Raw genomic sequence first — 26,261 nt, forward strand, 5'->3', positions numbered from 1 at the left:
GTCAGACCCCTGTGCCATGCTCTGCGGCGTGGAGACCAGGTCCGTCAGTCGCGTGTTCGTCGGCCGCAGCAGCGAGTTGGGCCTGCTGGGGGACGCGCTCACACGCACCACCGCGTCCGGTGCGCCGCAGGCGCTGCTCATCGGCGGCGAGGCGGGCGTCGGCAAGACCCGGCTCATCGAGGAGTTCGCCGCGGCCGCCCGGGCCGCCGGCGCGCTCGTCGCCCTCGGCGGCTGCATCGAGATCGGCTCCGAGGGCCTGCCGTTCGCCCCGTTCTCCGCGATCCTGCGCACCCTCCACGCCCGCCTGCCCGAGGAACTGGCCGCGGCGGTCGCGGGACAGGAGGGCGAACTGGCCCGCATCCTGCCCGAGCTGGCCGAGGCCCCCGGCGAGTCCCGCGACGACGAGCACGGCCGCGCCCGCCTCTTCGAACTCACCGCGCGGCTGCTGGAGCGGCTCGCCCGCGACCGCAGCCTCGTCATCGTCGTCGAGGACCTGCACTGGGCCGACCGCTCCACCCGCGAACTGCTCAGCTACCTCCTGCACACCCTGCACGACGCCGGCATCCTCCTGGTCGCCACGTACCGCTCCGACGACATCCACCGCCGCCACCCGCTGCGCCCCTTCCTCGCCGAGGTCGACCGGATGCGCACGGTCCGGCGCGCCGAGCTGGCCCGCTTCAACCGCGACGAGGTCCGCACCCAAATGGCCGGCATCACCGGCCGCGAGCCCGAAGAGGCCCTGCTCGGCCGCGTCTTCGAGCGCTCCGAGGGCAACGCCTTCTTCGTCGAGGAACTGGCCTGCAGCATCGACGACGGCACCCTCCCCGGCCTCAGCGACTCCCTCCGCGACCTCCTCCTGGTGCGCGTCGAGGCACTGCCCGAGCACACCCAGCGGGTGATCCGCACCGCCGCCGTGGGCGGCTCCACCGTCGAACACGACCTCCTCGCCGCCGTCGCGGAACTGCCCGAGGACGGCCTCATCGAAGCGCTGCGGGTCGCCGTCGGCAGCAACACCCTCGTGCCCACCAGCGACGGCACGGGCTACCGCTTCCGGCACGCCCTGGTCCGCGAGGCCGTCCAGGACGACCTGCTCCCCGGCGAGCGCACCCGCCTCAACCGCCGGTACGCCGAAGCCCTGGAAGCCGACCCCGCACTGGTACGCACCGAGGCGTGCGCCGCCCGCCTGGCCAGCTACTGGTACCACGCCCGGGACGCAGCCAAGGCGCTGCCCGCCGTGCTCACCGCCTCGGTCACCGCCCGCCGCCGGCACGCCTACGCCGAACAGCTGCGGCTGCTGGACCGCGCCCTGGAGCTGTGGGACGAGGTCCCCAAGAACGTCCGCCGCTCGGTACGCCCGGTGGACTACGCCGAGGCGTACCCGGCCACCGGCTGCGACGACGACGCGCTGCGCTACCTCGACCTGCTCGCCGAGATCGTGGTCGCGGCGCGGCTCTCCGGCGACCGCGAGCGCGCCCACACGGTCACCAAGCGCGCGCTGCGCGCGCTCACGGGAGAGCAGGACCCGCTGCGCGAGGCATGGTTCCGCACCCAGCGCTCCCGGCTGGCGGAGACCACGGGCCGCGGTGACGGGTGGGAGGACCTGAGCGCGGCCCAGGAGCTGGTGCGCGGACTGCCGCCGTCCCCGGTGCACGCCGCCGTGCTGTCCCAGGCCGCCGCCTGGGGCGCGCTGCACGCCCCCGGCCCGGACTCCTTCACCGCCGCCGAGCGGGCGGTGGAGCTGGCCCGCCTGGTCGGCGAGGAGGAGGTCGAGCTGAACGCCCGCCTCACGCTGTACGGCCTGCAGGTCTCCTCCGGGGACGTGGACGGCGGCCTCACCGGCTTCCGGGAGGCGCTGGACAGCGCGCTGGAGCGCGGCTTCTCCGCCGTCGTCGCGCGCGGCTGCACCAACCTGCCCTCGCACCTGGAGTCGGTGGGCCGGTCCCGGGAGGCGGTGGCGGCCACCGAGCGGGGGCTCGCCCTGACCGACCACTTCGGCATGAAGGACTCCCGCGCCTGGGTGTACGGCAACCGCGCCAAGAGCCTGCTGTCGCTGGGCCGCTGGGCGGAGGCCGCCGAAGCCGCGACGGCCTGCCGGCGCCTCGCCCTGGGCAACCGCACCCGCGCGCTGGCCGCCTCCCGGCACGCCGATCTCGCCCTGCTGCGCGGCGACACCGACGCCGCCGCCGAGGAACTGGACTACGCCCGCGCCCACTTCGGCAGCTACGAGAACCAACCCCAGCACAGCCTCCCCATGACCCGCTTCGCCTACGAGATCGCGGTGCAGCGCCAGGGCGTGGTCGCCGCGCGGGAGGTGCTGGAGCCGCTGCTGACGGCCGGTTTCCCGCTCGGTACGTACAACTACGGCTGGCCGCTGCTGTGGCGGGTGGCCGCAGCGGAGGCCGACGCCCGCGGGCTGCCCGCCGCGGCCGCGGGCCGGGACGTGCTGCTCGCCCGGCTGGCGGCGGCGGTGAAGCGGCTGCCCCGCCCGGTCCCGGTGTGGCAGGCGTACGGCCGGCTCACCGAGGCCGAGCTGCGCCGGGCCGAGGGCCGCCCGTCACCGGAGCGCTGGGCCGAGGCGGTCGCGGCCCTCCGGCAGGTCGAGTGGCCGTACGAACTGGCCTGGGCCGGCCTCCGCTGGGCCGAAGCCCTGCTGACCTGCGGCCCGGTGGCCCGCGACGCGCGGGAGACGGCCACGGGCCTGCTCGCCGACGCGCGTGCGACGGCCCGGTGGATGGGCGCGGGCCCGCTCATCGTGGAGATCGACCAGCTCGCCGTACGGGCCCGGATCACGCTGCCGGAGGACGACGGGAGGACCGGCTGGAGCGGGGCTCAGGAGGACGCCGGGAGCGGCGGCGGGAGGATCGGCGGCGGGTCGCCGGGAGCCGGGGTGGGGCGGCAGTGGGCCGGGACGATCGGGACGTGGCGGCCTGCGATCACGGCAGGCGCGGTACCGGCGGTGACCGGCGCGGCGGCGCGGGACGGCGGCGCGGCGCGGGACGGTGGCGCGGGAGCGGCCGGCGGGGCCGGAGCGACCGGAGCGGTGCGTACGGCGGTACAGGCGGGGGCCGTGGGGGAGCCGGGGGCCGGGGTGGGGCCGGACGCGGGGGCGGGTCCCGGCCGAAGACCGGGCGGCGGGCCCGCGGCACCCGCGGCAACCCCGCCGACCGTGCTGCCGGCGGGGCACGCCGCCGTTCCGTCGGCCACCCCGGGGCGAGAGCGGGCAGCGACCGGTTCCGCCGGCGCCGACCCCGGCGCCACCGCCGACTCCCTCGGGCTCACGCCGCGCGAGCGGGACGTACTGCGGCTGGTCGCGGCCGGGCGCAGCAACCGTCAGATAGCCGACGCGCTCTTCATCTCGCCCAAGACCGCGAGCGTGCACGTCTCCAACATCCTCGCGAAGCTCGGCGTCGCGGGGCGCGGCGAGGCGGGTGCGCTGGCGCACCGGCTGCGACTGTTCCCCGAAGCGGAATCAGCCTGAGGCCCGCGGCTCCTCGGAAGCGGGGTACGGGAGGCGGACGACGACCTGCCCGGAAGTGAGGTCGATCGGGCCCCGGCCGGGGTCGGAGTCGCCGATGTTGACGACGACGAGCGTGAGCTTCCGCCGCTCGTCCTCGGTGTGCTTGCGGCCCGGCGCGAAGAGCTCTTCGGCGAGGTTGAACATGCGACCCCCTGGCGTGGCGTCCTGCTCACTGCCGTCAGTGTAGGCACGCCTGCCGCAAAAAGGACATCATGTGATCTTCAGCCGCAGAATCCGGTCGTCGCCCTTCTCCGGCGTACCCCGCTTGTCCGTCTCGCTGGTGACCAGCCACAGCCCGCCGTCGCCGGTCGGTACGACCGTCCGCAGCCGGCCGTACTTCCCCTCCAGGAACGCCTGCGGCTTCGCCACCGGCTTCGTGCCCCGCAGCGGGATCCGCCAGAGCCGCTCGCCGCGCAGCCCGGCCATCCACACCGAACCCTTGGCGTACGCGATGCCGCTGGGCGAGGCGTCCGCGGTCCGCCACTGCTCGACCGGGCGTACGGAGGAGGAGTCTCCGCCGCTCTTCCCCTCGGCGTCGGGCCAGCCGTAGTTCCCGCCCGGCCGGATCAGGTTCAGTTCGTCCCAGGTGTCCTGGCCGAATTCCGACGCCCACAGCCGGTTCCCGGAGTCCCAGGCCAGGCCCTGGACGTTGCGGTGGCCGGTGGAATAGACGACGGAGTCGGCCGACGGATTGCCGTGCACCGGCTCGCCGTCCGGCGTCATCCGCAGGATCTTGCCGCCCAAGGAGTCCTTGTCCTGGGCCTGTTCGCCGTCGCCGGTCTCGCCCGTACCGGCGTACAGCATCTTGTCCGGGCCGAACGCGATCCGCCCGCCGTTGTGGATGTGCCCCTTGGGGATGCCCTTGAACACCGTGTCGGGCGCGCCCAGCTGGTCCCCCGCCGACCGCTTGTCGTTGTAGATCATGCGCACGATGCGGTTGTCGGACGCGGTGGTGAAGTACGCGTAGACCAGGTGGTCGGCGCCGTACGTCGAGGACACCGCGAGGCCCAGCAGCCCGCCCTCGCCGTCGGCCGCCACGCCCGGTACCGAGCCCAGCTCGGTCTTCTTCCCGTTCTCCGCGTCCACCTTGACGATCTTCCCGGTGTCCCGGGACGCCACGAGCAGGTCGCCGCCGGGCAGCACGGCCACGCCCCAGGGGGAGTCCAGGCCGGTGGTGAGGGTGGAGACGACCTTCACCGAGCCCTTGGCGGGGGCGCCGGAGGGCGTCTCGTGCGGCTTGTGCGGCGTCGCCGAGGAGCCGGCGCCGCGCGAGGGCCCGGTGGACTTCCCGGGCTCACCGGGGCTGCCGTCCCCCGAGGAGCAGCCCGCCGCGAGGAGCAGGGCGGCGGCGGTCAGTGCGGCGGTCGCGGTACGGCGTGGCACGGCGGGCGTCCTCTCGTCGACGGGCGCCACCAGCACACCACACCCGGCACCCCCCGCCGGGCCGTTTCCCCGACCGCCCCACTCGTAGCCCCCGCCCGGCGTTTCCTCGTACGCGTCCTCGTGCCCCTCAGTCCCAGGAGCCGCGGGCCGGGGGCAGGGTGGCTATTTCGGCGAAGTCCTCGCGGGTCAGCCGTACCGCGGTGGCCTTGGCGTTCTGTACGGCCCAGCGCTCCTTCTTCGCGCCCGGTATGGGGACGACGTGCCGGCCCTGCGCCAGTACCCACGCCAGCGCCACCTGCCCGGGTGTCACCCCGTGCCGCGCGCCCACCCGGCGCAGCCCCGCCACGACCGGCTGGTTGGCGGCCATCATCTCCGCCGTGAAGCGCGGATGCCGGGCCCGCAGGTCCTCCGGCTCGAAGCCCTGGCCCGGGGTCAGCGTGCCGGTGAGGTAGCCGTTGCCCAGCGGCATCGCCGCGAGAAAGCCCACGCCGCGCGTCTCGCACCAGGGCAGCAGCGCCTCCAGGGCCTCCGGCGACCACACGGACAGCTCCGCCTCGACGCTGCTGACGGGGAACACCTGCTGAATGCGCTCCAGTTGGCGCAGTGTGTCGTCGTGCGTACGGGTGCCGCGGCGCCTGGGGGCCCGCGCGCCGACCGCGCACAGCCCGAGCGCGCGCACCTTCCCGGCCGCCACCAGTTCCGCCATCGCCCCCCAGGTCTCCTCGATCGGCACCTCGGGGTCCGCGCGATGCAGCTGGTAGAGGTCGATGTGGTCGGTCTGGAGTCGCCGCAGCGAGGCGTCGCAGGCTCTTTTCACGTACCCGGGGCGGCCGTTGGCGACGATGTGCTGCTCGCCGACCAGCAGCCCGACCTTGGTCGAGACGAAGGCCTGCGCGCGGCGCTGCTTCAGCGCCCGCCCCACCAGCAGTTCATTGGTGAAGGGGCCGTACATGTCGGCGGTGTCCAGGAGACTGCAGCCCCGGTCGAGTGCGGCGTGCACCGTCCGCTCCGAGCTCTCCCCGTGCCGCTGCGACGCGGTGTACCCCCAGCTCATCGGCATGCAGCCGAGGCCGATTGCGCCCACTTCGAGCGCCGTCGCACCGATTGTCCTGCGCTCCACCTGGTCGTGCCTCCGTCCCCTCGCCCCGGTCAAGGGCGCTGACCAAACTAACGTCTGATGAGGGGCACTCTTCGCATAGCCTCGGGCCATGGCTTCCTCAGACACCACTCGCGCCACCGACGTCTGGCTCCCCATGCCTGCCGCCGAGATCGACGGCCTTCCCGAGGGCCTCTCCTACGTCCACTGGGACGCCGGTCCCGAATACCCCGCCGATCCCGCCCGCTGCGCCTTCTACGCCGTCCCCTACATGAAGCCCGTCGACCGGGTGCTGCGGCCGCTCGCGGAGATGACGAACGTACGTGTCGTCCAGACCCTCACGGCCGGCATCGAGCACATGCTGCCCGCCGTGCCCGGACTGCCGGCCGGTACCCGGCTGTGCAATGCACGCGGTCTGCACGACGCGAGCACCGCCGAGCTGGCCCTTACGCTCGTCCTCGCGGCGCTCCGCGACATTCCCACGTTCGTCCGGGCCCAGGACGCGGGGGAGTGGCGGCAGGGCTTCCGTGATTCGCTGGCCGACAAGTCCGTCCTCATTGTGGGCTATGGTTCGATCGGAAGTGCTATCGAAGACCGGCTCACACCTTTTGAGTGTGCGCGGGTGGCGCGCATTGCGCGCACCGCTCGTGACACCGTGCGCGGTCCTGTGCATCCACTCGCCGAGTTGCACGCGCTGTTGCCCGATGCGGACGTCGTGATCATGGCGACGCCGCTCACCGAGGACACGCGTGGCCTGGTCGGAGCCGATTTCCTGGCCCGTATGAAGGACGGCGCGCTGCTCGTCAACATCGCGCGCGGGGGTGTGGTCGACACCAAGGCGCTCCTCGCGGAACTGGAGTCGGGACGGCTCCGTGCAGCACTCGATGTAACCGATCCGGAACCACTGCCTGCCACACACCCCTTGTGGCACGCTCCCGGCGTGCTCATCACTCCGCACGTCGGTGGTCCCAGTACTGCCTTTCTGCCCCGTGCGAAGCGGCTTCTCCGTGATCAACTCCGGCTTTTCGCGGCCGGCGAGCCCCTCGACAACGTCATCACGACCGCCGGCTGACGGGTTGACCGTAGCTCTACGGAGTCGTACGACTGCGTCCTGTGCCACCAATTCCGGGCCAGTCACGCTCCGTAGAGCAACTATGTCCCTGTGTGACGGAACTGGTGTATCGTCCCGAACGGGGACCCGCGCCGGGACGTGGCGGCGCGCAGCGAACGACCGGAACCGAGGGGGGCGACGGGCGATGAACGGCCGATGCACCACCGAGACGAGGACCGCTGACCACACGCGCGTTGCGCGTGTTCCCACCGCGATACGGATGCAGCGCGGGCCGCGCCCGCCACGACCACGCCGGTCGGCAGCGCGGGGGAGAGCCCGATGACCGCCTCCGGCGCCGTGCTGACCCCGTCGGCCGGGCCCCGGTCGCCCGTGAGCAGTCTCCCGCAGATTCTGCTCGCCGTGGTCTGCGGCGGATACGCCACGGGGGCGGCGTTCGGCTGGGGCTCGGAGAAACTGGCCCTGATCATGGGTGACTTCGGGCTCAGCGCGGCGGCCCTGGCGGCCGCGGTCTCGTGCGTGTTCTACGCCCGCAAGCACCGCAGCCGCTTCCGCCCGGCCTGGCTGCTGTTCGCCGCCTCCTCCGCGATGGCCGGCATCGGCAACGGCGTCTGGGGATGGTACGAGGTCGTCCTCGAAGCACCCGTGCCCAGCCCCTCGATCGCCGACTTCTGCTTCCTGCTCTTCGCGCCGCCCGCCATCGTCGGCCTGCTGGTGCTCGCCAAGCGGCCCGTCAACCGGGCCGGCTGGGTCTGCCTGGCGCTGGACGCCTGGCTCATCGGCGGCTCGCTCCTCACGCTCTCCTGGAGCCTGGCCCTCGCCCACACCACGCACTTCCAGGGCCAGACGGTCGCGCAGGGCGCCCTGTCGCTCGCGTACCCGCTGCTCGACATCGTCCTGGTGAGCATGGTCCTGGCGCTGCACTTCAAGCGCTCCTCGGCCAACCGCTCGGCGATCAACACCGCGATCGCGGCGCTCGCGCTGACCGTGCTGTGCGACGCGCTGTTCACCTCGCCGCTGCTGCGCGAGCACTACCGCTCCGGGCAGATCCTGGACGCCGGCTGGTTCGCGGGCTCCATGCTCCTGGCGTACGCCCCCTGGGTCGCCGCGCGCTCCGGCGCCGACTCCGCGGGGGACGACTTCACCCGCGCCACCCGGCGCGCCGCCGTACCGCCCGGCAGTCCCCCGATCGCCGGCTCGCTCGCCGCGCTCACCCCGTACCTCGCCGCCGCCGTCTGCACCCTGGGCATCCTGCTCAACGTCCTGGACGGCCGCCGCATCGACCACGTCGTGCTCTTCACCGGCTGCACGGTCGTGCTCGCCCTCGTCGTCCGCCAGGGCATCATGCTCGTGGACAACATCACCCTGACCCGTGAGCTGGCCCAGAAGGAGAACCACTTCCGCTCCCTGGTGCAGGGCTCCAGCGACGTCATCATGATCGCTGCGCCCACCGGCATCCTGCGGTACGTCAGCCCCGCCGCCTCCGGCGTCTACGGCCGCGACGCCGAGGACCTGGTCGGCTCCGAGCTGGCCTCCCTGATCCACCCCGAGGACCTCGGCCGCGTGGTGCACGAAGTACGGCGCTTCCTCGCCGCCGACGCCGAGACGGAGCCCACCACCCGCATCGAGTGCCGCTTCCGCGCCGGCGGCGGACGCCCCGGCGGCGAGGAATGGCTGAATGTCGAGTCCACGGTCAACCGCCACGAAGGCGGCCTGATCTTCAACTCCCGCGACGTCACCGAACGGGTACGGCTCCAGGCCCAGCTCCAGCACAATGCCTCGCACGACGCCCTGACCGACCTGCCGAACCGTGCCCTGTTCACCGAACGGGTCAGCCAGGCCGTCACCGGCCGCCGCTCCTCCGACCACGACACCGCCGTTCTCTACATCGACCTGGACGGATTCAAACAGGTCAACGACACCATCGGACACCAGGCCGGCGACGAGCTGCTGGTTCAGGCCGCGCGCAGGCTGGCCGAATCCGTACGGGCCGGGGACATCGCCGCGCGCCTGGGCGGCGACGAGTTCGCCGCGCTCATCATGGGCGACGGCAGCCGCGACCTCACCGCCCGCGAATTCCGCGTCCACGAGATCGCCGACCGGCTGCGCGTCCGGCTCTCCGAGCCGTACCGCATCGACGGCCAGGAGGTCCGCGTCGCGGCCAGCATCGGCGTGGCCTTCGCCGAGCCCGGCGTCACCCCGGCCGCCCTCCTGCGCAACGCCGACCTCGCCATGTACCGCGCCAAGCAGGCCGGCAAGGGCCGCGTGGAGATGTACGCGCCGCAGATGCAGGCCGACGTCGTACGCCGCTCCGAGCTGGCGACGAAGCTGCGCACCGCGCTGCACGACGGCGAATTCGCGCTGCTGCACCAGCCCGTGGTCGAGCTCTCCAGTGGCCGGATCACGGCGGTCGCCGCGCAGGCCCGCTGGCGCTCCACGCAGGGCATCCTCTTCACCCCCGCCGAGTTCCTGCGGGTCGGCGAACGCGGCCGGCCGGGCGGCGAGGAGGGCGAACGCACCGCCGAGCTGGGCCGCTGGCAACTGGAGGAGGCCGTCGAGCAGGCGGCGCGGCGGCACCACGCCGGCCACCCGGTCTGCGTCGCCGTCCGGCTCTCCGCCCGACGGCTGCTGGACCGCAAGCTGCCGCCCAGGAGCATCGAGACGTTACTCGCCCGGCACGGCCTGCCCTCCGGAGCGCTGCTGCTGGAGCTGTCCGACAGCGACCCGCGGATCCCGCTGGACGAGCTGGAGCGGCGCCTGGCGGCCCTGCGCAGGCTGGGCGTACGGATCGCGCTCGACGGCTTCGGCAGTGGATACGCCGCCATCAGCGCCCTGCGCCGACTGCCCATCGACGTACTGCGGCTGGACCGCGGCCTGGTCGACGGCGTCGTGGAGTCCGCGCGGCTGCACAAGATCACAGCGGGGCTGCTGCGGATCGCCGGCGACCTCGGACTCCAGTCCGTCGCCGACGGCGTGGACCGTCCGGAACAGGTCAGCGCGCTGCGCGCCATGGGATGCACGCACGGCCAGGGCATGGCGTTCTCCGGGCCGCTGGACGAACACCGGCTCCGCCGGGCCCTCACCATCGGCTCCTACCCCGTCCCCGGCCTGCTGCCCGAGAGCCGCGAGATGGTGCTGAGCAGCGCGGTACCGGCCGCGCGGCGGGCCTCCGGCCCCCGGGAGCCGGGCGGCGCGCAACGGCTCGGAGAGCTGCCGCGACGGCTCGGCGCCGGGGAGGTGCCGGCCGGACCGGACGCGATCAGCCATCCTCCGTTGCGCTCAAATAGTGAGACCTCCGTCCCACCCACTTGACACTCCAGGTGCGCCGGGGGGAAGGTCGGAGCCATGCGCACCCGAATTCTCGTACTTGGACAGCGCGTCGGCTGAAGCCGGGACCTGAACATCCCGGCGCACCGCACCGACGCGCTCCCCTCGCTTGCCTACCGGCACGAGGGGTTTTTTGTTGCACCAGCACCGCCAAACCCCATCAAAACCCTCACCTCCGAGAAGAGACGCAGATGACCGAGCAGGCCTCCGGGGCCCACCATCCGCAGCCGCGGGCCCGTACCGGCGGGGCGCAGCAGCCCACCGCCGTCGAGCACGTCACGGGCGCGCAGTCCCTCATTCGCTCTCTCGAGGAGGTCGGGGCCGACACCGTATTCGGCATCCCCGGCGGTGCGATCCTCCCGGCGTACGACCCGATGATGGACTCCAAGCGGGTCCGTCACGTCCTGGCCCGCCACGAGCAGGGCGCCGGCCACGCCGCCACCGGATACGCGCAGGCCACCGGCAAGGTCGGCGTCTGCATGGCCACCTCGGGCCCCGGCGCCACCAACCTGGTCACCCCGATCGCCGACGCGCACATGGACTCCGTCCCGCTGGTCGCGATCACCGGCCAGGTCGCCTCCGCCGCGATCGGCACGGACGCCTTCCAGGAGGCGGACATCTGCGGCATCACGATGCCGATCACCAAGCACAACTTCCTGGTGACCGACCCGGCCGACATCCCCCGCACGATCGCCGAGGCGTTCCACATCGCCTCCACCGGCCGCCCGGGCCCCGTCCTGGTGGACATCGCCAAGGACGCCATGCAGGCGAAGACCACCTTCTCCTGGCCGCCGCAGACCGACCTGCCCGGCTACCGCCCGGTGACCAAGCCGCACGCCAAGCAGATCCGCGAAGCAGCCCGGATGATCACCGCCGCCAAGCGGCCCGTGCTCTACGTCGGCGGCGGCGTGATGAAGGCCGGCGCGACGGCCGAGCTGAAAGTGCTCGCCGAACTGACCGGCGCCCCCGTCACCACCACCCTGATGGCGCTGGGCTCCTTCCCCGACACCCACCCGCAGCACCTCGGCATGCCGGGCATGCACGGCTCGGTCGCCGCGGTCACCTCGCTGCAGAAGGCCGACCTGATCGTCGCCCTGGGCGCCCGCTTCGACGACCGCGTCACCGGCAAGCTCGACAGCTTCGCCCCGTACGCCAAGATCGTCCACGCCGACATCGACCCGGCCGAGATCGGCAAGAACCGCATGGCGGACGTGCCGATCGTCGGCGACGCCCGCGAGGTCATCGCCGACCTGATCGTGGCGGTCCAGGCCGAGCACGAGGCCGGCCACCCCGGCGACTACGCCGCCTGGTGGAAGGACCTGAACCGCTGGCGCGAGCACTACCCGCTCGGGTACGACCTGCCCGAGGACGGCAGCCTCTCCCCCCAGCAGGTCATCCAGCGCATCGGCCAGCTCGCGCCGGAGGACACCATCTACGCCGCGGGCGTCGGCCAGCACCAGATGTGGGCCGCCCACTTCATCGACTACGAGAAGCCGGCGACCTGGCTGAACTCCGGCGGCGCCGGAACGATGGGGTACGCCGTCCCGGCCGCGATGGGCGCCAAGGCCGGGCAGCCGGACCGCCCGGTGTGGGCGATCGACGGCGACGGCTGCTTCCAGATGACCAACCAGGAGCTGGTCACCTGCGCGATGAACAACATCCCGATCAAGGTCGCCATCATCAACAACGGCGCCCTCGGCATGGTCCGCCAGTGGCAGACCCTGTTCTACAACCAGCGCTACAGCAACACCGTGCTGCACGCCGGGCCCGAGGCGGCGGAGCAGAAGAACCTGGGCACCCGCTGCCCCGACTTCGTGAAGCTGGCCGAGGCCATGGGCTGCGTGGCGATGCGCTGCGAGGACCCCGCCGAACTGGACGCCGTGATCGCCAAGGCGAACGCCATCAACGACCGCCCCGTCGTCGTGGACTTCATCGTCCACGAGGACGCCATGGTCTGGCCGATGGTCGCCGCCGGCACCTCCAACGACGAGGTCATGGCGGCCCGCGGGGTGCGCCCCGACTTCGGCGACAACGAAGAAGACTGACGGCCAGGACAGAAGAGAAGAGACCGAGCCCATGACCAAGCACACGCTCTCCGTCCTGGTGGAGAACACGCCGGGTATCCTGGCGAGGATCGCCGCGCTGTTCTCCCGCCGCGGCTTCAACATCGACTCACTCGCCGTCGGTGTCACGGAGCACCCCGACATCTCGCGCATCACCATTGTCGTGAATGTCGAATCGCTCCCCCTGGAGCAGGTCACCAAGCAGCTGAACAAGCTGGTCAACGTCCTGAAGATCGTCGAGCTGGAGCCGTCCTCGGCCATCCACCGCGAACTGGTCCTGGTGAAGGTCCGCGCGGACAACGAGACGCGCTCGCAGATCGTCGAGATCGTCCAGCTGTTCCGCGCCAAGACCGTGGACGTCTCGCCGGAAGCCGTCACCATCGAAGCCACCGGCGGCGCCGACAAGCTGGAAGCCATGCTCAAGATGCTCGAGCCGTTCGGCATCAAGGAGCTGGTCCAGTCCGGCACGATCGCCATAGGGCGCGGAGCCCGGTCCATCACGGACCGATCGCTGCGGGCCCTGGAGCGCTCCGCCTGACCGACGCGTCACCCGGCCGTGGGGGCACGGCCGGAACGCACCCCCTCGCCCGCGGCCGCTGCCCGCATGGCGAGACCCTGAGCTCACACCCCCCAGCCCCGGCATAGTCTGTGGGCACCAGCTAGTACCAAGGAGATACCCGAAGTGGCCGAGCTGTTCTACGACGACGACGCCGACCTGTCCATCATCCAGGGCCGTAAGGTCGCGGTTCTCGGCTACGGCAGCCAGGGCCACGCCCACGCGCTGTCGCTGCGCGACTCGGGCGTCGACGTGCGCGTCGGCCTGCACGAGGGCTCCAAGTCCAAGGCCAAGGCCGAGGAGCAGGGCCTGCGCGTGGTGAGCCCCTCCGAGGCGGCGGCCGAGGCCGACGTCATCATGATCCTGGTGCCGGACCCCATCCAGGCCAAGGTCTACGAGGAGTCCGTGAAGGACAACCTGAAGGACGGCGACGCGCTGTTCTTCGGGCACGGCCTGAACATCCGTTACGGCTTCATCAAGCCCCCGTCCAACGTCGACGTCTGCATGGTCGCCCCGAAGGGCCCGGGCCACCTGGTCCGCCGCCAGTACGAGGAAGGCCGCGGCGTGCCCTGCATCGCCGCCGTCGAGCAGGACGCCTCCGGCAACGCCTTCGCGCTGGCCCTGTCCTACGCCAAGGGCATCGGCGGCACCCGTGCGGGCGTCATCAAGACGACCTTCACCGAGGAGACCGAGACCGACCTGTTCGGCGAGCAGGCCGTGCTCTGCGGCGGCACCGCCGCCCTGGTCAAGGCCGGCTTCGAGACCCTCGTCGAGGCGGGCTACCAGCCCGAGATCGCGTACTTCGAGTGCCTCCACGAGCTGAAGCTCATCGTGGACCTCATGTACGAGGGCGGCCTGGAGAAGATGCGCTGGTCCATCTCCGAGACCGCCGAGTGGGGCGACTACGTCACCGGCCCGCGCATCGTGAACGACGCGACCAAGGCCGAGATGAAGAAGGTCCTCGCGGAGATCCAGGACGGCACCTTCGCCAACAACTGGATGGCCGAGTACGAGGCCGGTCTGCCGAAGTACAACGAGTACAAGAAGGCCGACGCCGACCACCTCCTGGAGACCACCGGCAAGAAGCTGCGTGGCCTGATGAGCTGGGTGGACGAGGAGGCGTAAGCCTCCTGGCCGAGGGGCCGTACCGCACCGGTACGGCCCCTCGCGCCACCGCCTTGTCCACTGCGTAGAACCACGCACGGGTGATCCTTCCGCTCCGGCGAAGGAGGAGCCCTGAAACGCCACTACACTGCTGACCACAAGCGCGTCAGGCTCACAACGTCGTGCGTCTTCCACGCGGCTGCCCCCTTCACCGCCTTCGGCCGTCGGGACGGCCGTCCGCGAAGGACTAAGTGAGGACTGAAGACCACGTGAGCACTGCCTCCGCCAAACCCGTCGTACTCATTGCCGAAGAGCTGTCGCCCGCGACCGTCGACGCGCTCGGTCCGGACTTCGAGATCCGGCACTGCAACGGCGCGGACCGCGCCGAGCTGATTCCGGCCATCGCCGACGTCGACGCGATCCTGGTGCGCTCCGCGACCAAGGTCGACGCCGAGGCCATCGCCGCGGCCAAGAAGCTCAAGGTCGTCGCCCGCGCGGGCGTGGGTCTGGACAACGTCGACGTCTCCGCCGCCACCAAGGCCGGCGTGATGGTCGTGAACGCCCCGACCTCCAACATCGTCACCGCCGCCGAGCTGGCCTGCGGCCTGCTCGTCGCCACCGCGCGGAACATCCCGCAGGCGAACACGGCGCTGAAGAACGGCGAGTGGAAGCGCAGCAAGTACACCGGTGTGGAGCTGGCGGAGAAGACCCTCGGCGTCGTCGGCCTCGGCCGCATCGGCGTCCTGGTCGCCCAGCGCATGTCCGCCTTCGGCATGAAGGTCGTCGCCTACGACCCGTACGTCCAGCCGGCCCGCGCGGCCCAGATGGGCGTCAAGCTGCTCTCCCTGGACGAGCTGCTGGAGGTCTCGGACTTCATCACGGTCCACCTCCCCAAGACACCCGAGACCGTCGGCCTCATCGGCGACGAGGCGCTGCACAAGGTCAAGCCGTCCGTCCGCGTCGTCAACGCCGCACGCGGCGGCATCGTGGACGAGGCAGCCCTCGCCTCCGCCCTCAAGGAGGGCCGGGTCGCCGGCGCCGGCCTGGACGTCTACGCCTCCGAGCCCTGCACCGACTCCCCGCTGTTCGAGTTCGACCAGGTCGTGTGCACCCCGCACCTGGGCGCCTCGACCGGTGAGGCGCAGGAGAAGGCCGGTATCGCGGTGGCCCGCTCGGTGCGCCTGGCGCTCGCCGGCGAGCTGGTCCCGGACGCGGTCAACGTCCAGGGCGGTGTGATCGCCGAGGACGTGAAGCCGGGTCTGCCGCTGGCCGAGAAGCTGGGCCGGATCTTCACCGCGCTCGCGGGCGAGGTCGCGGTCCGCCTGGACGTCGAGGTGTACGGCGAGATCACCCAGCACGACGTGAAGGTGCTGGAGCTCTCCGCGCTCAAGGGCGTCTTCGAGGACGTCGTGGACGAGACGGTCTCCTACGTCAACGCCCCGCTGTTCGCGCAGGAGCGCGGCGTCGAGGTACGCCTGACCACCAGCAGCGAGTCGCCCGAGCACCGGAACGTCGTGACGGTGCGCGGCACCCTCTCCGGCGGCGAGGAGATCTCCGTCTCCGGCACGCTGGCCGGCCACAAGCACCAGCAGAAGATCGTTGCGGTCAACGACCACAGCATCGACCTGGCGCTCGCCGACCACATGGCGTTCCTGCGCTACAGCGACCGTCCCGGCGTGGTCGGCACCCTCGGCCGAATCCTGGGCGAGGCCGGCATCAACATCGCCGGCATGCAGGTCTCCCGCGCCGACGTGGGCGGCGAGGCGCTGGTCGCGCTGACCGTCGACGACACGATCGCGGCCCCGGTCCTCGGCGAGATCGCCGACGAGATCGGCGCCACCTCGGCCCGTACGGTCAACCTCACCGACTGACGGCCCGACAGCCCGCAGCCCGTACGAAGGGCCCGGACGGATTCCTTCCGTCCGGGCCCTTCGTCGCGTTCGGCGGTTGTCCGCCGCCGTGTTCGGTGGTTGTCCACCGACCCGTTCGGCGGTTGTCCACAGGGCCCCCGCGGGACCGCGGGCCGCGCTACCTTCGCGGTATGCGCGGTGGAGGCGGGGGAGGGGGTCTTGCCGCGGGGGCTCTTCCGCCGGTTGGGGAGAGGGAGGGGCCCTGCCAGGGATCGGAGGAGAGGGAAGGACCCGCCGCGGGCCGGAGGACCTAGGCCCCGGCGCCCACCCCGTTCCTCCCCGCGGCCGATGGCGGCAGGGCGCCCGGCGCCTAGGCTCGGGAGGGACCAAGAGGGAGGCCAGTCATGGCAGTTGAGCTGAACCACACGATCATCCACGCCAGCGACCGGAAGCGGTCGGCGGAGTTCCTGGCGGACATTCTGGGGCTCCAGGTGCAGCCCGAATTCGGGCCGTTCCTGCCCGTGGAGACCGCCAACGGCGTCACCCTCGACTTCGCCCAGGACGACGGGAAGATCACCCCGCAGCACTACGCGTTCCTGGTCGGCGAGGAAGATTTTGACCACGGGTTCAAGCGGATCCAGGAAAAGGGACTCACGTACTGGGCCGACCCGCACCGCACCCGCCCCGGTGAGATCAACACCAACGACGGCGGCCGGGGCGTGTACTTCGCCGACCCGGACGGCCACTACATGGAGCTGATCACCCGCCCGTACGGCAGCGGCAGCTGAGCCACGGGGGTGTTCACCCGAATGGCGTAGTGATGGGGGGCGGGGCGCCGGGCCGGGCGGTGCCGCGCTCCGCCCTCATGAGCGGCTTCGGGACCGGTACGGACCGGTAGCCGGAGCCGCGCTCCCGTGCTCCCGACTCGCTCGGCGGCTCCAGGAGGTGCGCAATGGGAGAGGCGCGTGCCTCTCCTGCAGGCGCGCGCGAAAGGAGAGACGCCATGAATGCACCTCTGGGTGACACCCCTCATGACCTGGCCGGGCTGAATGTGATCGACGCCGACGGTGCCAAGGTCGGCTCTGTCCAGCAGGTCTACCGGGACGACGCCACCAATGAGCCGGAGTGGATCACGGTGCGCACCGGGCTGTTCGGTACGAAGGAGACCTTCGTCCCGCTGGCCGGGTGCACGCGGGTGGACGACGCGCTCCGTGTTCCGCACACCAAGGACGTGATCAAGGACGCCCCGCGCATGGACGCCGACGGCCACCTGGAACCGTCGGAGGAGGAGCGTCTGTACCGGCACTACGGTCTGACCCGGTCGGGCCGGAGCGGTATGGGCCGCGACGCGGGGCAGGCCGGAGGTACGGGCACCGCGGCAGCCGCGGGTGGCATGGGTACCGCGGGTGCGGCCGGCATGGCCGGGCAGCACACGCGTCCCGAGGCCGACCGGCCGCTGGCCGGCGCGGGCGCCGGGCAGATGGCCATGTCGCGTGGCGGCCCCGCCGACGACCGGCACTCCCGCAAGGAGCAGAACCCGGAGATGACGCTGTCGGAGGAGCGGGCCCAGTTCGGTGTCGAGGAGCACGAGAGCGGCCACGCGCACCTGCGGAAGCGCGTCGTCACCGAGAACGTGAGCCAGACCGTGCCGGTCAGCCACGAAGAGGTCCGCATCACCCGTGAGCGGATCCCCGAGGACGAGGCGCGCCGCGCCGGCGGCAAGCCCGCGAAGCTGGAGGACGGCGAGTACGACATCACGCTGCACCGCGAGGAGCCCGTGATCCGCAAGGAGACCGTGGCCTACGAGCGGGTACGCCTGGAGACCGACCGGGTCACCGAGCAGCAGGAGGTGTCGACCGAGGTCCGCCGTGAGCAGCTGGAGTTCGACGACGGCACCGGCGGCACTACGGGTACCACCGGCCGTACGGGTCCTGCGGACCGGACCGGCCGCAAGGGCATGAAGGGCATGAAGAACACCAAGGAGACCGGCGAAGAGGACACGGGGCGCTGGTGACCCAGGGGGCGGTTCTCCGCTCGCACCACTGCGCGACGCCTGCCCGGCTCGACACGGGCAGGCGTCGCCCGTGTGTGCGTACCGCGGCAGGCGTCATGCGGGCGTCAGGCGGCGGGCGGCGCCGCGGGCAGCAGGTGCGTGCCGGTGCGGTCGGTGCTCAGGCACAGCGAGCAGATCACCGCGTCGTGCGTCCGGCAGGCGGCCACGTCGGGGCGCTCGAACTCCTGCCGGCAGACGTGGCAGGTGTATGTGTGCGCGCTGGGGTTGCCGTCCGAGTCCAGCAGCGGTTCGGCGATGCCGTCGTCGGTCCGCCGCAGGTAGTAGCGGCCCTTGGTGACGACGGCCATCAGCGGGGTGAGGACGAAGGCGAGCACGGCCGCGGCGACGGGGGAGTACGGCTGGAGTGTGTCGCCCAGGGCGTGGAAGTACATCGCGATGGACAGGCCGGAGGCGGCGGTGAAGGCGACGACGCCGACGGGGTTGACCGCGTACAGCATGCCCCGGCGGAACTCGGGGGCGTGCGGGGAGAGTTTGAGCAGGTACTTGTTGACCATGATGTCCGTGGCGACCGTGACGATCCAGGCGATGGCGCAGTTCGAGTAGAAGCCCAGCACGGCGTTGAGGAAGCTGAACATGTCGGCCTCCATCAGGACCAGCGCGATGGTGAGGTTGGCCAGGACGAAGACCATCCGGCCGGGGTAGCGCCTGGTGACGCGGGTGAAGGAGTTCGTCCAGGCCAGTGAGCCGGAGTAGGCGTTGGTCACGTTGATCTTGATCTGGCTGATCACGACCAGCACCACGGCCAGCGGCACCACGAGCCACGCCGGCAGCATCGCGTCGAAGGCGCCCTTGAACTGCTGGATCGGTTCGGCGGCCGCAGCCGGGGCGACCTCGGCGAGCGCGTACACGGCGAGGAAGATGCCGGCGGCCTGCTTCAGCGCGCCCAGTACCACCCAGCCGGGCCCCGCCATGATCACCGCGGTCCACCAGGTGCGCCGGTTGGCCCGTGTCTTCGGCGGCATGAAGCGCAGATAGTCGATCTGCTCGCCGATCTGCGCGATCAGCGACAGGCACACGCCCGCACCGAGCAGGACGGACGCGGTGTTCAGGCCGCCGTCGCCGGCCGCGCCCGGGTACGCCAGGAAGTGCCGCACGGTACCGGGGTCGGTAGCGACGAGGTATACCAGCGGCCCGACCATCAGCAGCAGCCAGATCGGCGTGGTCCACACCTGGAGCTTGCTGAGCGCCTTCATGCCGTACACGACCAGCGGGATGACCAGGAGGGTGGAGACCAGGTAGCCCAGCCACAGCGGCAGCCCGAGGCCGAGCTTCAGCCCCTGCGCCATGATCGAGCCCTCGGTGGCGAAGAAGATGAAGGTGAAGCTGGCGAAGATGACGCTGGTGAGCACTGAGCCGTAGTAGCCGAAGCCGGAGCCGCGGGTGATCAGGTCCAGGTCGATGTTGTAGCGCGCCCCGTAGTACGCGAGCGGGAAGCCGGTGACGAAGATGACCGCGGCCGCGAGCAGGATCGCGGCCAGCGCGTTCCCGGTGCCGTGGGCGATGCCGATGCCCGCGCCGATGGAGAAGTCCGCCAGGTAGGCGATGCCGCCCAGTGCGGTGGTCGCCACGACCATCGGCGTCCAGCGGCGGTAACTGCGCGGCGCGAACCGGAGGGTGTAGTCCTCCAGCGTCTCGTCCGCCGCCCGTCCGCCGCCGGCCGGCCCGTCCTCCGGCACGGTCGGCCCGTTCCCCGGTACGGCCGGCGTGGCCCCCGCCTCGGTGTACAGCCCTGTGTCCATGGCGGGGACCCTAGGAACGGCGTGTTACCCACGACCGCTCGCGCGATGACGGGCACGTTTCCCCGTGTTACGGATGAGGTACGGGGGAGCGGCCCCTGCCGCTGGGCGAAGTCCCTTACAAGCGTGCCGACTTCAGTGCCATGTGGAGGAGGAGGCGGTCGGAGCCCTCGTCGAGGTCCAGGCCGGTGAGTTTCTCCACGCGGCCCAGCCGGTAGTAGAGCGTCTGCCGGTGGATGCCGAGCGACTGGGCGGTGCGGCTGGCCTGGCCCGCGCAGTCCAGGAACGCCTCGACGGTGCGCGCCAGTTCGGCATGGGTGGGGGAGAGCAGGGGGCGAATCGTTTCATCCGATGTGCCGACCGGGAGACCCGTCAGCAGGCGGTACGCACCGATGGCGTCCCACTGCGCGACCGGGCCCAGCCGCGGCTCGGCGTGCGCGGCGCGGGCGGCGGCCAGCGCCTCGCGCCAGGCGCCGGGCAGCGCGGTCAGCTCCTCGCGGGTGGCCCCGAGGCCGGCGGCGGCCCCGCCACCGGCCCGGGGGGAGCGCAGCAGGTGCTCGGCGGCCGAGTGCGCGGGCGCGAGTCCGCCGGCCGTCCGCAGGCGCACGAGGGCCGCGAGGGTGTGGCCCGTCGCGCCGGGCCGGGCCCCCGCGCCGGGCGGCCCGCCGGGGCGCCCATCCGCGCTCCTCGCCCCGTCCGTACCCTCCGTCCCGGCCGCGCCCGCCGGCATCGCGCTCGCGGCGAGCAGCCCCGGCAGGCCGGGCAGCGGAGCCGCGTCGGTGTCGGAGGTGTCCCAGGGCGTCACGGCGACCACCGCGAGCGGTGCCTCGGTCGCGCCGGGCCGCAGCGCGGCGCGCAGCGCCGCCGCTGCCGCCTGCCGGTCCGCCGCCCCGCTCAGCAGCAACTCCCGCAGCAGATCGCCCAGTTCGGCACCGGCCCGGGCCTCGGCCGCCAGTAGTGCGCCGATCCGTGCGGCGGTCTCCATGGCCTGCTCGATGCGCGGGTCGGGAGGGGTGCCGCGGCCGCCCAGCTCCAGGTTGCTGAGGTGTCCGTCGTCCAGCAGCCAGACGTAGCCGTGCACGATGCCGCGGTGGCGTACGGGCAGGCAGATGCGGCCCTTGAAGACCCCGGCCGCGGGGTCCGGCGGGATGCGCAGCGCGGACTTGGCGCGGGCGATGCCGAACCCCTCGAACCAGGCGCGGACGGCGGCCGTGGAGCGGCGCTGGAGGATGGACCGGGTCCGCACCGGGTCCATCATCGAGTCGTCGTCGCCCTCGTGCGCGCCGAACGCGATCAGCCGGAAGTCCCGGTCCTCCAGCGTCGCGGGCGCGCCGAGCGCCGCCGAGATCTCGTCCACCAGCTGCTCGTAGTCCCCTGGCATGCGCCGCCTGGCTCCTCTCCGGTCACGTCTGCGCCATTGTCCCCGCACATTCTCATACATCTGTCTGAGATCCCGGACACGAAGGCGTGACAGCTGTCGATGGCTACCGACGTACCGTGAAACTTACGTTTCTGGTGGCTCGTCCTGCCGGCGCGCCTTGCACGCTCGGCATTTGTCATCCGTGAACCGTGGAGGTGTCCCGTGCTGGGTCCCGTGATCCTCGCCGCAGCGCGCAGCGACAAAATGCGCCGTCTCGTCTCGGCCGCGCCGGTCACCCGCTCCGTCGTCGACCGCTTCATCGCGGGCGAGACCCTGGGCGACACCGTCCCCGCCGTCCGCTCCCTGGCCGACGCCGGCCTGGAGGTCACCCTGGACGTGCTGGGCGAGGACATCACCGACCCCGCGCAGGCGCTCCGCAACCGGGACTCCTACCTGGAGCTGGTCGAGGGCCTGAAGCCGCTGGGCCTGGGTGCCAGGGCCGAGATGTCGGTCAAGCTCTCCGCCTTCGGGCAGGCCCTGCCCGGCGGCCACGAGCTGGCCCTGAAGAACGTCGTCCCGGTCGTCGAGGCCGCCGCCGCGATCGGCACGACGGTCACTCTGGACATGGAGGACCACACCACCGTGGACTCCACCCTCGCCATCCTGGCCGAGCTGCGGGAACGCTTCCCGCAGACCGGCGCGGTGCTGCAGTCCTACCTCTTCCGTACCGAGGACGACTGCCGCGCGCTGGCCGGGGAAGGCTCGCGGGTGAGGCTGGTGAAGGGCGCGTACAAGGAGCCCGCCACCGTCGCCTTCCAGGACAAGGCCGAGGTGGACAAGGCGTACGTCCGCTGCCTGAAGATCCTGATGGCGGGCGAGGGCTACCCCATGGTCGGGTCGCACGACCCGCGCATGGTCGCCATCGCCCAGGACCTCGCCTTCCGCGCCGGCCGCAAGAACGAGGACTACGAGTTCCAGATGCTCTACGGCATCCGGGACGACGAGCAGCGGCGGCTCGCCGCGGAGGGCCACCGCATGCGCGTCTACGTCGCCTACGGCACCGACTGGTACGGCTACTTCATGCGCCGGCTGGCCGAGCGTCCCGCGAACCTCGCGTTCTTCGCCCGCTCGCTGCTCACCCGCGGCTGAGCCCCCGGGCCGGGCCCGCCCCCGGACCGCCCCCCCCCACACCACAGACTTCGCACCCGCACCCGACAGAAGGAGACACGGCCGCCATGGACGCTGTGACCCACGTCCCCGCCCCGTACAACGAGCCGGTCCACGGCTACGCCCCCGGTTCCCCGGAGCGCGCCCGCCTGGAGGCGAAGCTCAAGGAGCTCGCCGAGAACCCCATCGACCTCCCGATGACGATCAACGGGGAGAAGCGGATGGGCGGCGGCGAGCGCTTCGACGTCGTGCAGCCCCACAACCACAAGGCCGTGCTGGGTACGTACGCCAACGCCACGAAGGCCGACGCGCAGGAGGCCGTCGACGCGGCCCTGGCCGCGGCCCCGGCCTGGCGCGCGATGTCCTTCGACGACCGTGCGGCGATCCTGCTGAAGGCCGCCGACCTGCTGTCCGGCCCGTGGCGCGAGACCATCGCCGCCTCGACCATGCTGGGTCAGTCCAAGACCGCCCAGCAGGCCGAGATCGACGCGCCCTGTGAGCTGGTGGACTTCTGGCGCTTCAACGTGCACTTCGCGCGTGAGCTGCTCCAGGAGCAGCCCCCGATGCAGCCGAACGGGGTGTGGAACCGCCTGGACCACCGCCCGCTGGAGGGCTTCGTCTACGCGATCACGCCGTTCAACTTCACCGCGATCGCCGGCAACCTGCCGACCGCGCCCGCGCTCATGGGCAACGTGGTCGTCTGGAAGCCGTCGCCCACCCAGACCCACTCCGCGATCCTGCTCATGGAGCTGCTGGAGGAGGCCGGTCTGCCCAAGGGCGTGATCAACCTGGTCACCGGTGACGGCAAGGAGGTCTCCGAGGTCGCGCTGCCGCACCCGGAGCTGGCCGGCATCCACTTCACCGGCTCGACCAAGACCTTCCAGTACCTGTGGAAGGAGGTCGGCCAGAACATCGAGAAGTACCGCTCCTACCCGCGTCTGGTCGGCGAGACCGGCGGCAAGGACTTCATCGTCGCGCACCCGACCGCCGACCCGGCGATCCTGAAGACCGCGATCACCCGTGGCGCGTTCGAGTACCAGGGCCAGAAGTGCTCCGCGGCCTCGCGTGCCTACATCGCCCGCTCCACCTGGGAGAACGGCTTCAAGGACGACCTGGTCGCCGAGGTCGAGGGCCTGACCATGGGCGACACCTCCGACCTGTCGAACTTCATCGGCGCCGTCATCGACGACCGCTCGTTCGCCAAGAACAAGGCCGCGATCGACCGCGCCAAGCAGGACCCGGCCTGCGAGATCGTCGCCGGCGGCACGTACGACGACTCGGTGGGCTACTTCGTCCGCCCGACCGTCATCGTCTGCTCCGACCCGGAGAACGAGGTCTTCAAGACCGAGTACTTCGGCCCGATCATGGCCGTCCACGTCTACGAGGACGCGGACTTCGACGCCACGGTCGAGCAGATGGAGTCGGCCTCGGCGTACGCGCTGACCGGCGCCGTGCTCGCCAAGGACCGGAAGGTCGTCGCCGAGGTCTCCGAGAAGCTCCGCTTCGCGGCCGGCAACTTCTACATCAACGACCGCCCGACCGGCTCGATCGTCGGCCAGCAGCCCTTCGGCGGCGGCCGCGCCTCGGGCACCAACGACAAGGCGGGTTCGAAGTTCAACCTGCTGCGCTGGATGTCGCCGCGCGCCATCAAGGAGACGATGGTCGCCCCGACCGACTACCGCTACCCGCACATGGGCTGAGGCCCGGGGAGCGCGGCCGGTCCGGCCGCACGGACTCCGCCCCCGCTCGGCAGCAATGGCTGCCGGACGGGGGCGGTTTCACGTTCAGTGCCCGGTCGCGCCGCCGTTGTCGCGGCGGTCCAGGGCGCGCTGCAGAGCAGCGGCGGCGTTCCTGCGGTCGGTCTCGCCGGACGTGCGCACGCGGTGACGGATCCTGCGGGCAGGGGCAGCGGTTTCGGCCATGGCCACGTCTCTCCTCTGTTCGATCCCCGAGATGCCGAGAAAGCGGAATGCGACGCCGGAGCGGGCGGGGCCAGGTCGCGCCAGGGGTCACCTGTGCGTGCGCGCCGGCCTGAGCCGCCTTCGCTGGGTGGAGCGAGACGTTCGGCTTCCTACAAAGTTAGGACAGCCGGGCCGTGCTGTCTGCACAATTACTTGGTCTTCCTACTATCTGAGACGGCGTGCGGGTGGCGATGTCGCGCGCACGGCTGTGACCTGGGAATTCACTGTCCGGGGGAGCTGGGGTGTCGCACGGTTCACACCCATTTCCCGGTGTCCCGGCGGGACATGTGTCCCATCGGGACACATCCGGGTGTACGGTGCATGTATGGATGACGAAGCGCCCGAAACGGACCGAAAGGTGCAGGCCGCGCGCCGCACCCGGGACCGGCTCGCGGCCGCCGCGCTCGCCCTCGCGCTGGAGCGCGGACTCGCCGCCGTCACCGTCGAGGAGATCGCCGCCCGCGCCGACGTCACCCGCCGCACGTTCAGCCGCCACTTCACCGGCAAGGAGAGCGCCGTCGTGGACTGCCTCCGCGCCGACGCCGACCGGATCAACCGCGCCCTGCGCGCCCGGCCCGCCGGTGAACCGCCGGTGACCGCCTACCACCGGGCCGTGCGGGACTGGCTCGCCGACCCGGACCACCCCGCCTGGCACCGCCGCCCCCGCATGTTCGACCTGCTGCGCCTCGCCGAACAGGAGCCGGCGCTCTTCGCCGCGCTCCAGCACACCCGCGTGGACGCCCAGGAGGACTCCGTCCGCATCGTCGCCGACCGGCTCGGCACCGATCCGGACGCCGACCTGCGCCCCGCCGTCCTGGTGGGCGCGTGCGCCGGGGCCCTGATCGCCGCACAGACCGCCTGGGCCCGCGGCGGGGACACCGGGGCGCTGCCGCGCCTGGTCGACCAGGCATTCGCGGCGCTCGCCGCAGAACGAGGAGGTTCGCAATGAAGGCCACGATGAAGGCCGTCCAGTACCGCACCGTGGGCGCGGCGCCCGAGGTCGTCGAGGTGCCCGTCCCCGTACCGGGGCCAGGCCAGGTGCTGCTGAAGGTGACCGCCGCCGGGGTCTGCCACTCCGACTTCTCGGTCATGCAGTGGCCGGCGGAGCAGCTGCCCTTCCCGCTGCCGCTCACCCTCGGCCACGAGGGCGCCGGCACGGTCGCCGCGCTCGGCGACGGCGTCACCGGCTTCGCCGTGGGCGACCAGGTCGCCGTGTACGGCCCGTGGGGCTGCGGCTCCTGCGCCAAGTGCGCCGAGGGCAAGGAGAACTACTGCCTGCGCGCCCCCGAGCTCGGCATCCGCCCGCCCGGCCTGGGCGCCCCCGGCGCGCTCGCCGAGTACCTGCTCGTCGACGACGCCCGCCACCTGCTGCCGCTCGGCGGCCTGGACCCCGTGCAGGCCGTGCCGCTCACCGACGCGGGCCTCACCCCGTACCACGCCATCAAGGGCTCGCTGCCGAAGCTGGTGCCCGGCTCCACCGCCGTCGTCATCGGCACCGGCGGCCTCGGCCACGTCGCCATCCAGCTGCTGCGCGCGCTGAGCACGGCCCGGGTGATCGCGCTGGACGTCAGCGAGGACAAGCTGGCGCTGGCCCGCGAGGTCGGGGCGCACGAGACGGTGCTCTCCGACGAGAAGGCCGCGGCCACCGTCCGCGAACTGACCGGCGGCCTCGGCGCCCAGCTGGTCCTGGACTTCGTCGGCGCGCCGCCCACCGTCACCACCGCGGGCGCGGTCGCTGCCGTCGAGGCGGACGTGACGATCGTCGGCCTCGGCGGCGGCGCGCTGCCCGTCGGCTTCGGCACCTCGGCGTACGAGGTGTCGGTGGCCGCTCCGTACTGGGGCAGCCGCGCCGAACTGGCCGAGGTCCTTCAGCTGGCCCGGGCCGGCGCGCTCCGGGTGCACGTCGAGACGTACGGCATCGACGACGCGCCGCTGGCCTACGAGCGGCTGCACCACGGGCAGATCAACGGCCGGGCCGTGATCCTGCCCAACGGCTGA

The 26,261-nt window shown here is 72.0% G+C and carries 19 protein-coding genes; 13 read left to right on the plus strand and 6 right to left on the minus strand.

The annotated features are described in order from the left end of the window. The first annotated feature begins 16 nt into the window (after nt 1-16). Nucleotides 17-3,478: an AAA family ATPase gene (locus tag ACIGQF_RS16750; RefSeq protein ID WP_399710983.1), complete on the plus strand. Its 3,462-nt coding sequence runs from the start codon at nt 17-19 to the stop codon at nt 3,476-3,478. Here the strand turns inward: ACIGQF_RS16750 and ACIGQF_RS16755 are convergent. The 3 genes from ACIGQF_RS16755 to ACIGQF_RS16765 all read right to left on the minus strand — a co-directional run bounded on the left by ACIGQF_RS16755 (nt 3,470) and on the right by ACIGQF_RS16765 (nt 6,020). Next, nucleotides 3,470-3,661: a DUF6191 domain-containing protein gene (locus ACIGQF_RS16755; RefSeq protein WP_399710604.1), complete on the minus strand. Its 192-nt coding sequence runs from the start codon at nt 3,659-3,661 to the stop codon at nt 3,470-3,472. The two genes, ACIGQF_RS16750 and ACIGQF_RS16755, sit on opposite strands and share 9 nt — an antisense overlap. Before the next feature lie 66 nt (nt 3,662-3,727). Continuing rightward, the gene (locus ACIGQF_RS16760; protein WP_399710606.1) at nt 3,728-4,900 is read right to left on the minus strand and encodes a PQQ-dependent sugar dehydrogenase; all 1,173 of its coding nucleotides are present in this window, start codon (nt 4,898-4,900) and stop codon (nt 3,728-3,730) included. 127 nt (nt 4,901-5,027) lie between these two features. After that, the gene (locus ACIGQF_RS16765; RefSeq protein ID WP_399710608.1) at nt 5,028-6,020 is read right to left on the minus strand and encodes an aldo/keto reductase; all 993 of its coding nucleotides are present in this window, start codon (nt 6,018-6,020) and stop codon (nt 5,028-5,030) included. A gap of 133 nt (nt 6,021-6,153) precedes the next feature. Between ACIGQF_RS16765 and ACIGQF_RS16770 the strand changes: the two genes are divergently transcribed. The 8 genes from ACIGQF_RS16770 to ACIGQF_RS16805 all read left to right on the plus strand — a co-directional run bounded on the left by ACIGQF_RS16770 (nt 6,154) and on the right by ACIGQF_RS16805 (nt 17,979). Further along, on the plus strand, nt 6,154-7,068 hold the full coding sequence (locus ACIGQF_RS16770; RefSeq protein WP_399710610.1) for a 2-hydroxyacid dehydrogenase: 915 nt from the start codon (nt 6,154-6,156) through the stop codon (nt 7,066-7,068). A 318-nt stretch (nt 7,069-7,386) separates the two neighbouring features. After that, nucleotides 7,387-10,377, plus strand: coding sequence for a putative bifunctional diguanylate cyclase/phosphodiesterase (locus ACIGQF_RS16775; protein ID WP_399710612.1), 2,991 nt, complete (start codon nt 7,387-7,389; stop codon nt 10,375-10,377). Nucleotides 10,378-10,583: 206 nt separating this feature from the next. After that, nucleotides 10,584-12,437 (plus strand): acetolactate synthase large subunit, encoded by a 1,854-nt coding sequence (locus ACIGQF_RS16780; protein WP_399710614.1) that lies wholly within the window; start codon nt 10,584-10,586, stop codon nt 12,435-12,437. Between the two features lie 31 nt (nt 12,438-12,468). Next, the gene (gene ilvN, locus ACIGQF_RS16785) at nt 12,469-12,993 is read left to right on the plus strand and encodes an acetolactate synthase small subunit (RefSeq protein ID WP_103832993.1); all 525 of its coding nucleotides are present in this window, start codon (nt 12,469-12,471) and stop codon (nt 12,991-12,993) included. A gap of 144 nt (nt 12,994-13,137) precedes the next feature. After that, nucleotides 13,138-14,136, plus strand: coding sequence for a ketol-acid reductoisomerase (gene ilvC / locus ACIGQF_RS16790; RefSeq protein ID WP_361555998.1), 999 nt, complete (start codon nt 13,138-13,140; stop codon nt 14,134-14,136). A 248-nt stretch (nt 14,137-14,384) separates the two neighbouring features. Then, nucleotides 14,385-15,986: a phosphoglycerate dehydrogenase gene (gene serA / locus ACIGQF_RS16795; RefSeq protein ID WP_399710617.1), complete on the plus strand. Its 1,602-nt coding sequence runs from the start codon at nt 14,385-14,387 to the stop codon at nt 15,984-15,986. A 383-nt stretch (nt 15,987-16,369) separates the two neighbouring features. After that, a complete protein-coding gene (locus ACIGQF_RS16800; protein WP_399710619.1) occupies nt 16,370-16,753 on the plus strand; it encodes a VOC family protein in 384 nt (127 codons plus the stop codon). 215 nt (nt 16,754-16,968) lie between these two features. Next, a complete protein-coding gene (locus ACIGQF_RS16805; RefSeq protein ID WP_399710621.1) occupies nt 16,969-17,979 on the plus strand; it encodes a PRC and DUF2382 domain-containing protein in 1,011 nt (336 codons plus the stop codon). 104 nt (nt 17,980-18,083) lie between these two features. Here ACIGQF_RS16805 and ACIGQF_RS16810 read toward each other — a convergent pair whose 3' ends face one another. Next, nucleotides 18,084-19,778, minus strand: a complete 1,695-nt coding sequence (locus ACIGQF_RS16810; RefSeq protein WP_399710623.1) for a purine-cytosine permease family protein — start codon at nt 19,776-19,778, stop codon at nt 18,084-18,086. Nucleotides 19,779-19,893: 115 nt separating this feature from the next. Next, the gene (locus ACIGQF_RS16815) at nt 19,894-21,156 is read right to left on the minus strand and encodes a PucR family transcriptional regulator (RefSeq protein WP_399710625.1); all 1,263 of its coding nucleotides are present in this window, start codon (nt 21,154-21,156) and stop codon (nt 19,894-19,896) included. Nucleotides 21,157-21,357: 201 nt separating this feature from the next. Between ACIGQF_RS16815 and ACIGQF_RS16820 the strand changes: the two genes are divergently transcribed. Both ACIGQF_RS16820 and pruA read left to right on the plus strand, forming a co-directional pair. Continuing rightward, a complete protein-coding gene (locus ACIGQF_RS16820; RefSeq protein WP_399710627.1) occupies nt 21,358-22,284 on the plus strand; it encodes a proline dehydrogenase family protein in 927 nt (308 codons plus the stop codon). 86 nt (nt 22,285-22,370) lie between these two features. Further along, a complete protein-coding gene (pruA, locus tag ACIGQF_RS16825; RefSeq protein ID WP_399710629.1) occupies nt 22,371-24,002 on the plus strand; it encodes an L-glutamate gamma-semialdehyde dehydrogenase in 1,632 nt (543 codons plus the stop codon). A gap of 84 nt (nt 24,003-24,086) precedes the next feature. Here the strand turns inward: pruA and ACIGQF_RS16830 are convergent, their stop codons facing one another. Continuing rightward, complete coding sequence (locus tag ACIGQF_RS16830) at nt 24,087-24,224, minus strand: hypothetical protein (RefSeq protein ID WP_351598443.1); 138 nt, start codon at nt 24,222-24,224, stop codon at nt 24,087-24,089. Nucleotides 24,225-24,588: 364 nt separating this feature from the next. On the opposite strand from ACIGQF_RS16830, the gene ACIGQF_RS16835 reads away from it, so the two are divergent. After that, entirely contained in the window at nt 24,589-25,212 is a 624-nt protein-coding gene (locus ACIGQF_RS16835) for a TetR family transcriptional regulator (RefSeq protein WP_399710631.1), read from the plus strand. An 8-nt stretch (nt 25,213-25,220) separates the two neighbouring features. Next, complete coding sequence (locus tag ACIGQF_RS16840) at nt 25,221-26,261, plus strand: NAD(P)-dependent alcohol dehydrogenase (protein ID WP_399710985.1); 1,041 nt, start codon at nt 25,221-25,223, stop codon at nt 26,259-26,261.

Origin of the sequence: Streptomyces sp. NPDC053560, from assembly GCF_044544605.1 — a bacterium.
Lineage (GTDB): Bacteria > Actinomycetota > Actinomycetes > Streptomycetales > Streptomycetaceae > Streptomyces.

Bases quoted from the DNA above. Each gene is read 5' to 3' on its own strand.
- ACIGQF_RS16750 (WP_399710983.1), top strand. From the start codon at position 17: ATGCTCTGCGGCGTGGAGACCAGGTCCGTCAGTCGCGTGTTCGTCGGC.
- ACIGQF_RS16755 (WP_399710604.1), bottom strand. From the start codon at position 3,661: ATGTTCAACCTCGCCGAAGAGCTCTTCGCGCCGGGCCGCAAGCACACC.
- ACIGQF_RS16770 (WP_399710610.1), top strand. From the start codon at position 6,154: ATGCCTGCCGCCGAGATCGACGGCCTTCCCGAGGGCCTCTCCTACGTC.
- ACIGQF_RS16775 (WP_399710612.1), top strand. From the start codon at position 7,387: ATGACCGCCTCCGGCGCCGTGCTGACCCCGTCGGCCGGGCCCCGGTCG.
- ACIGQF_RS16780 (WP_399710614.1), top strand. From the start codon at position 10,584: ATGACCGAGCAGGCCTCCGGGGCCCACCATCCGCAGCCGCGGGCCCGT.
- ilvN (WP_103832993.1), top strand. From the start codon at position 12,469: ATGACCAAGCACACGCTCTCCGTCCTGGTGGAGAACACGCCGGGTATC.
- ACIGQF_RS16800 (WP_399710619.1), top strand. From the start codon at position 16,370: ATGGCAGTTGAGCTGAACCACACGATCATCCACGCCAGCGACCGGAAG.
- ACIGQF_RS16805 (WP_399710621.1), top strand. From the start codon at position 16,969: ATGAATGCACCTCTGGGTGACACCCCTCATGACCTGGCCGGGCTGAAT.
- ACIGQF_RS16810 (WP_399710623.1), bottom strand. From the start codon at position 19,778: ATGGACACAGGGCTGTACACCGAGGCGGGGGCCACGCCGGCCGTACCG.
- ACIGQF_RS16815 (WP_399710625.1), bottom strand. From the start codon at position 21,156: ATGCCAGGGGACTACGAGCAGCTGGTGGACGAGATCTCGGCGGCGCTC.
- pruA (WP_399710629.1), top strand. From the start codon at position 22,371: ATGGACGCTGTGACCCACGTCCCCGCCCCGTACAACGAGCCGGTCCAC.
- ACIGQF_RS16830 (WP_351598443.1), bottom strand. From the start codon at position 24,224: ATGGCCGAAACCGCTGCCCCTGCCCGCAGGATCCGTCACCGCGTGCGC.
- ACIGQF_RS16835 (WP_399710631.1), top strand. From the start codon at position 24,589: ATGGATGACGAAGCGCCCGAAACGGACCGAAAGGTGCAGGCCGCGCGC.
- ACIGQF_RS16840 (WP_399710985.1), top strand. From the start codon at position 25,221: ATGAAGGCCGTCCAGTACCGCACCGTGGGCGCGGCGCCCGAGGTCGTC.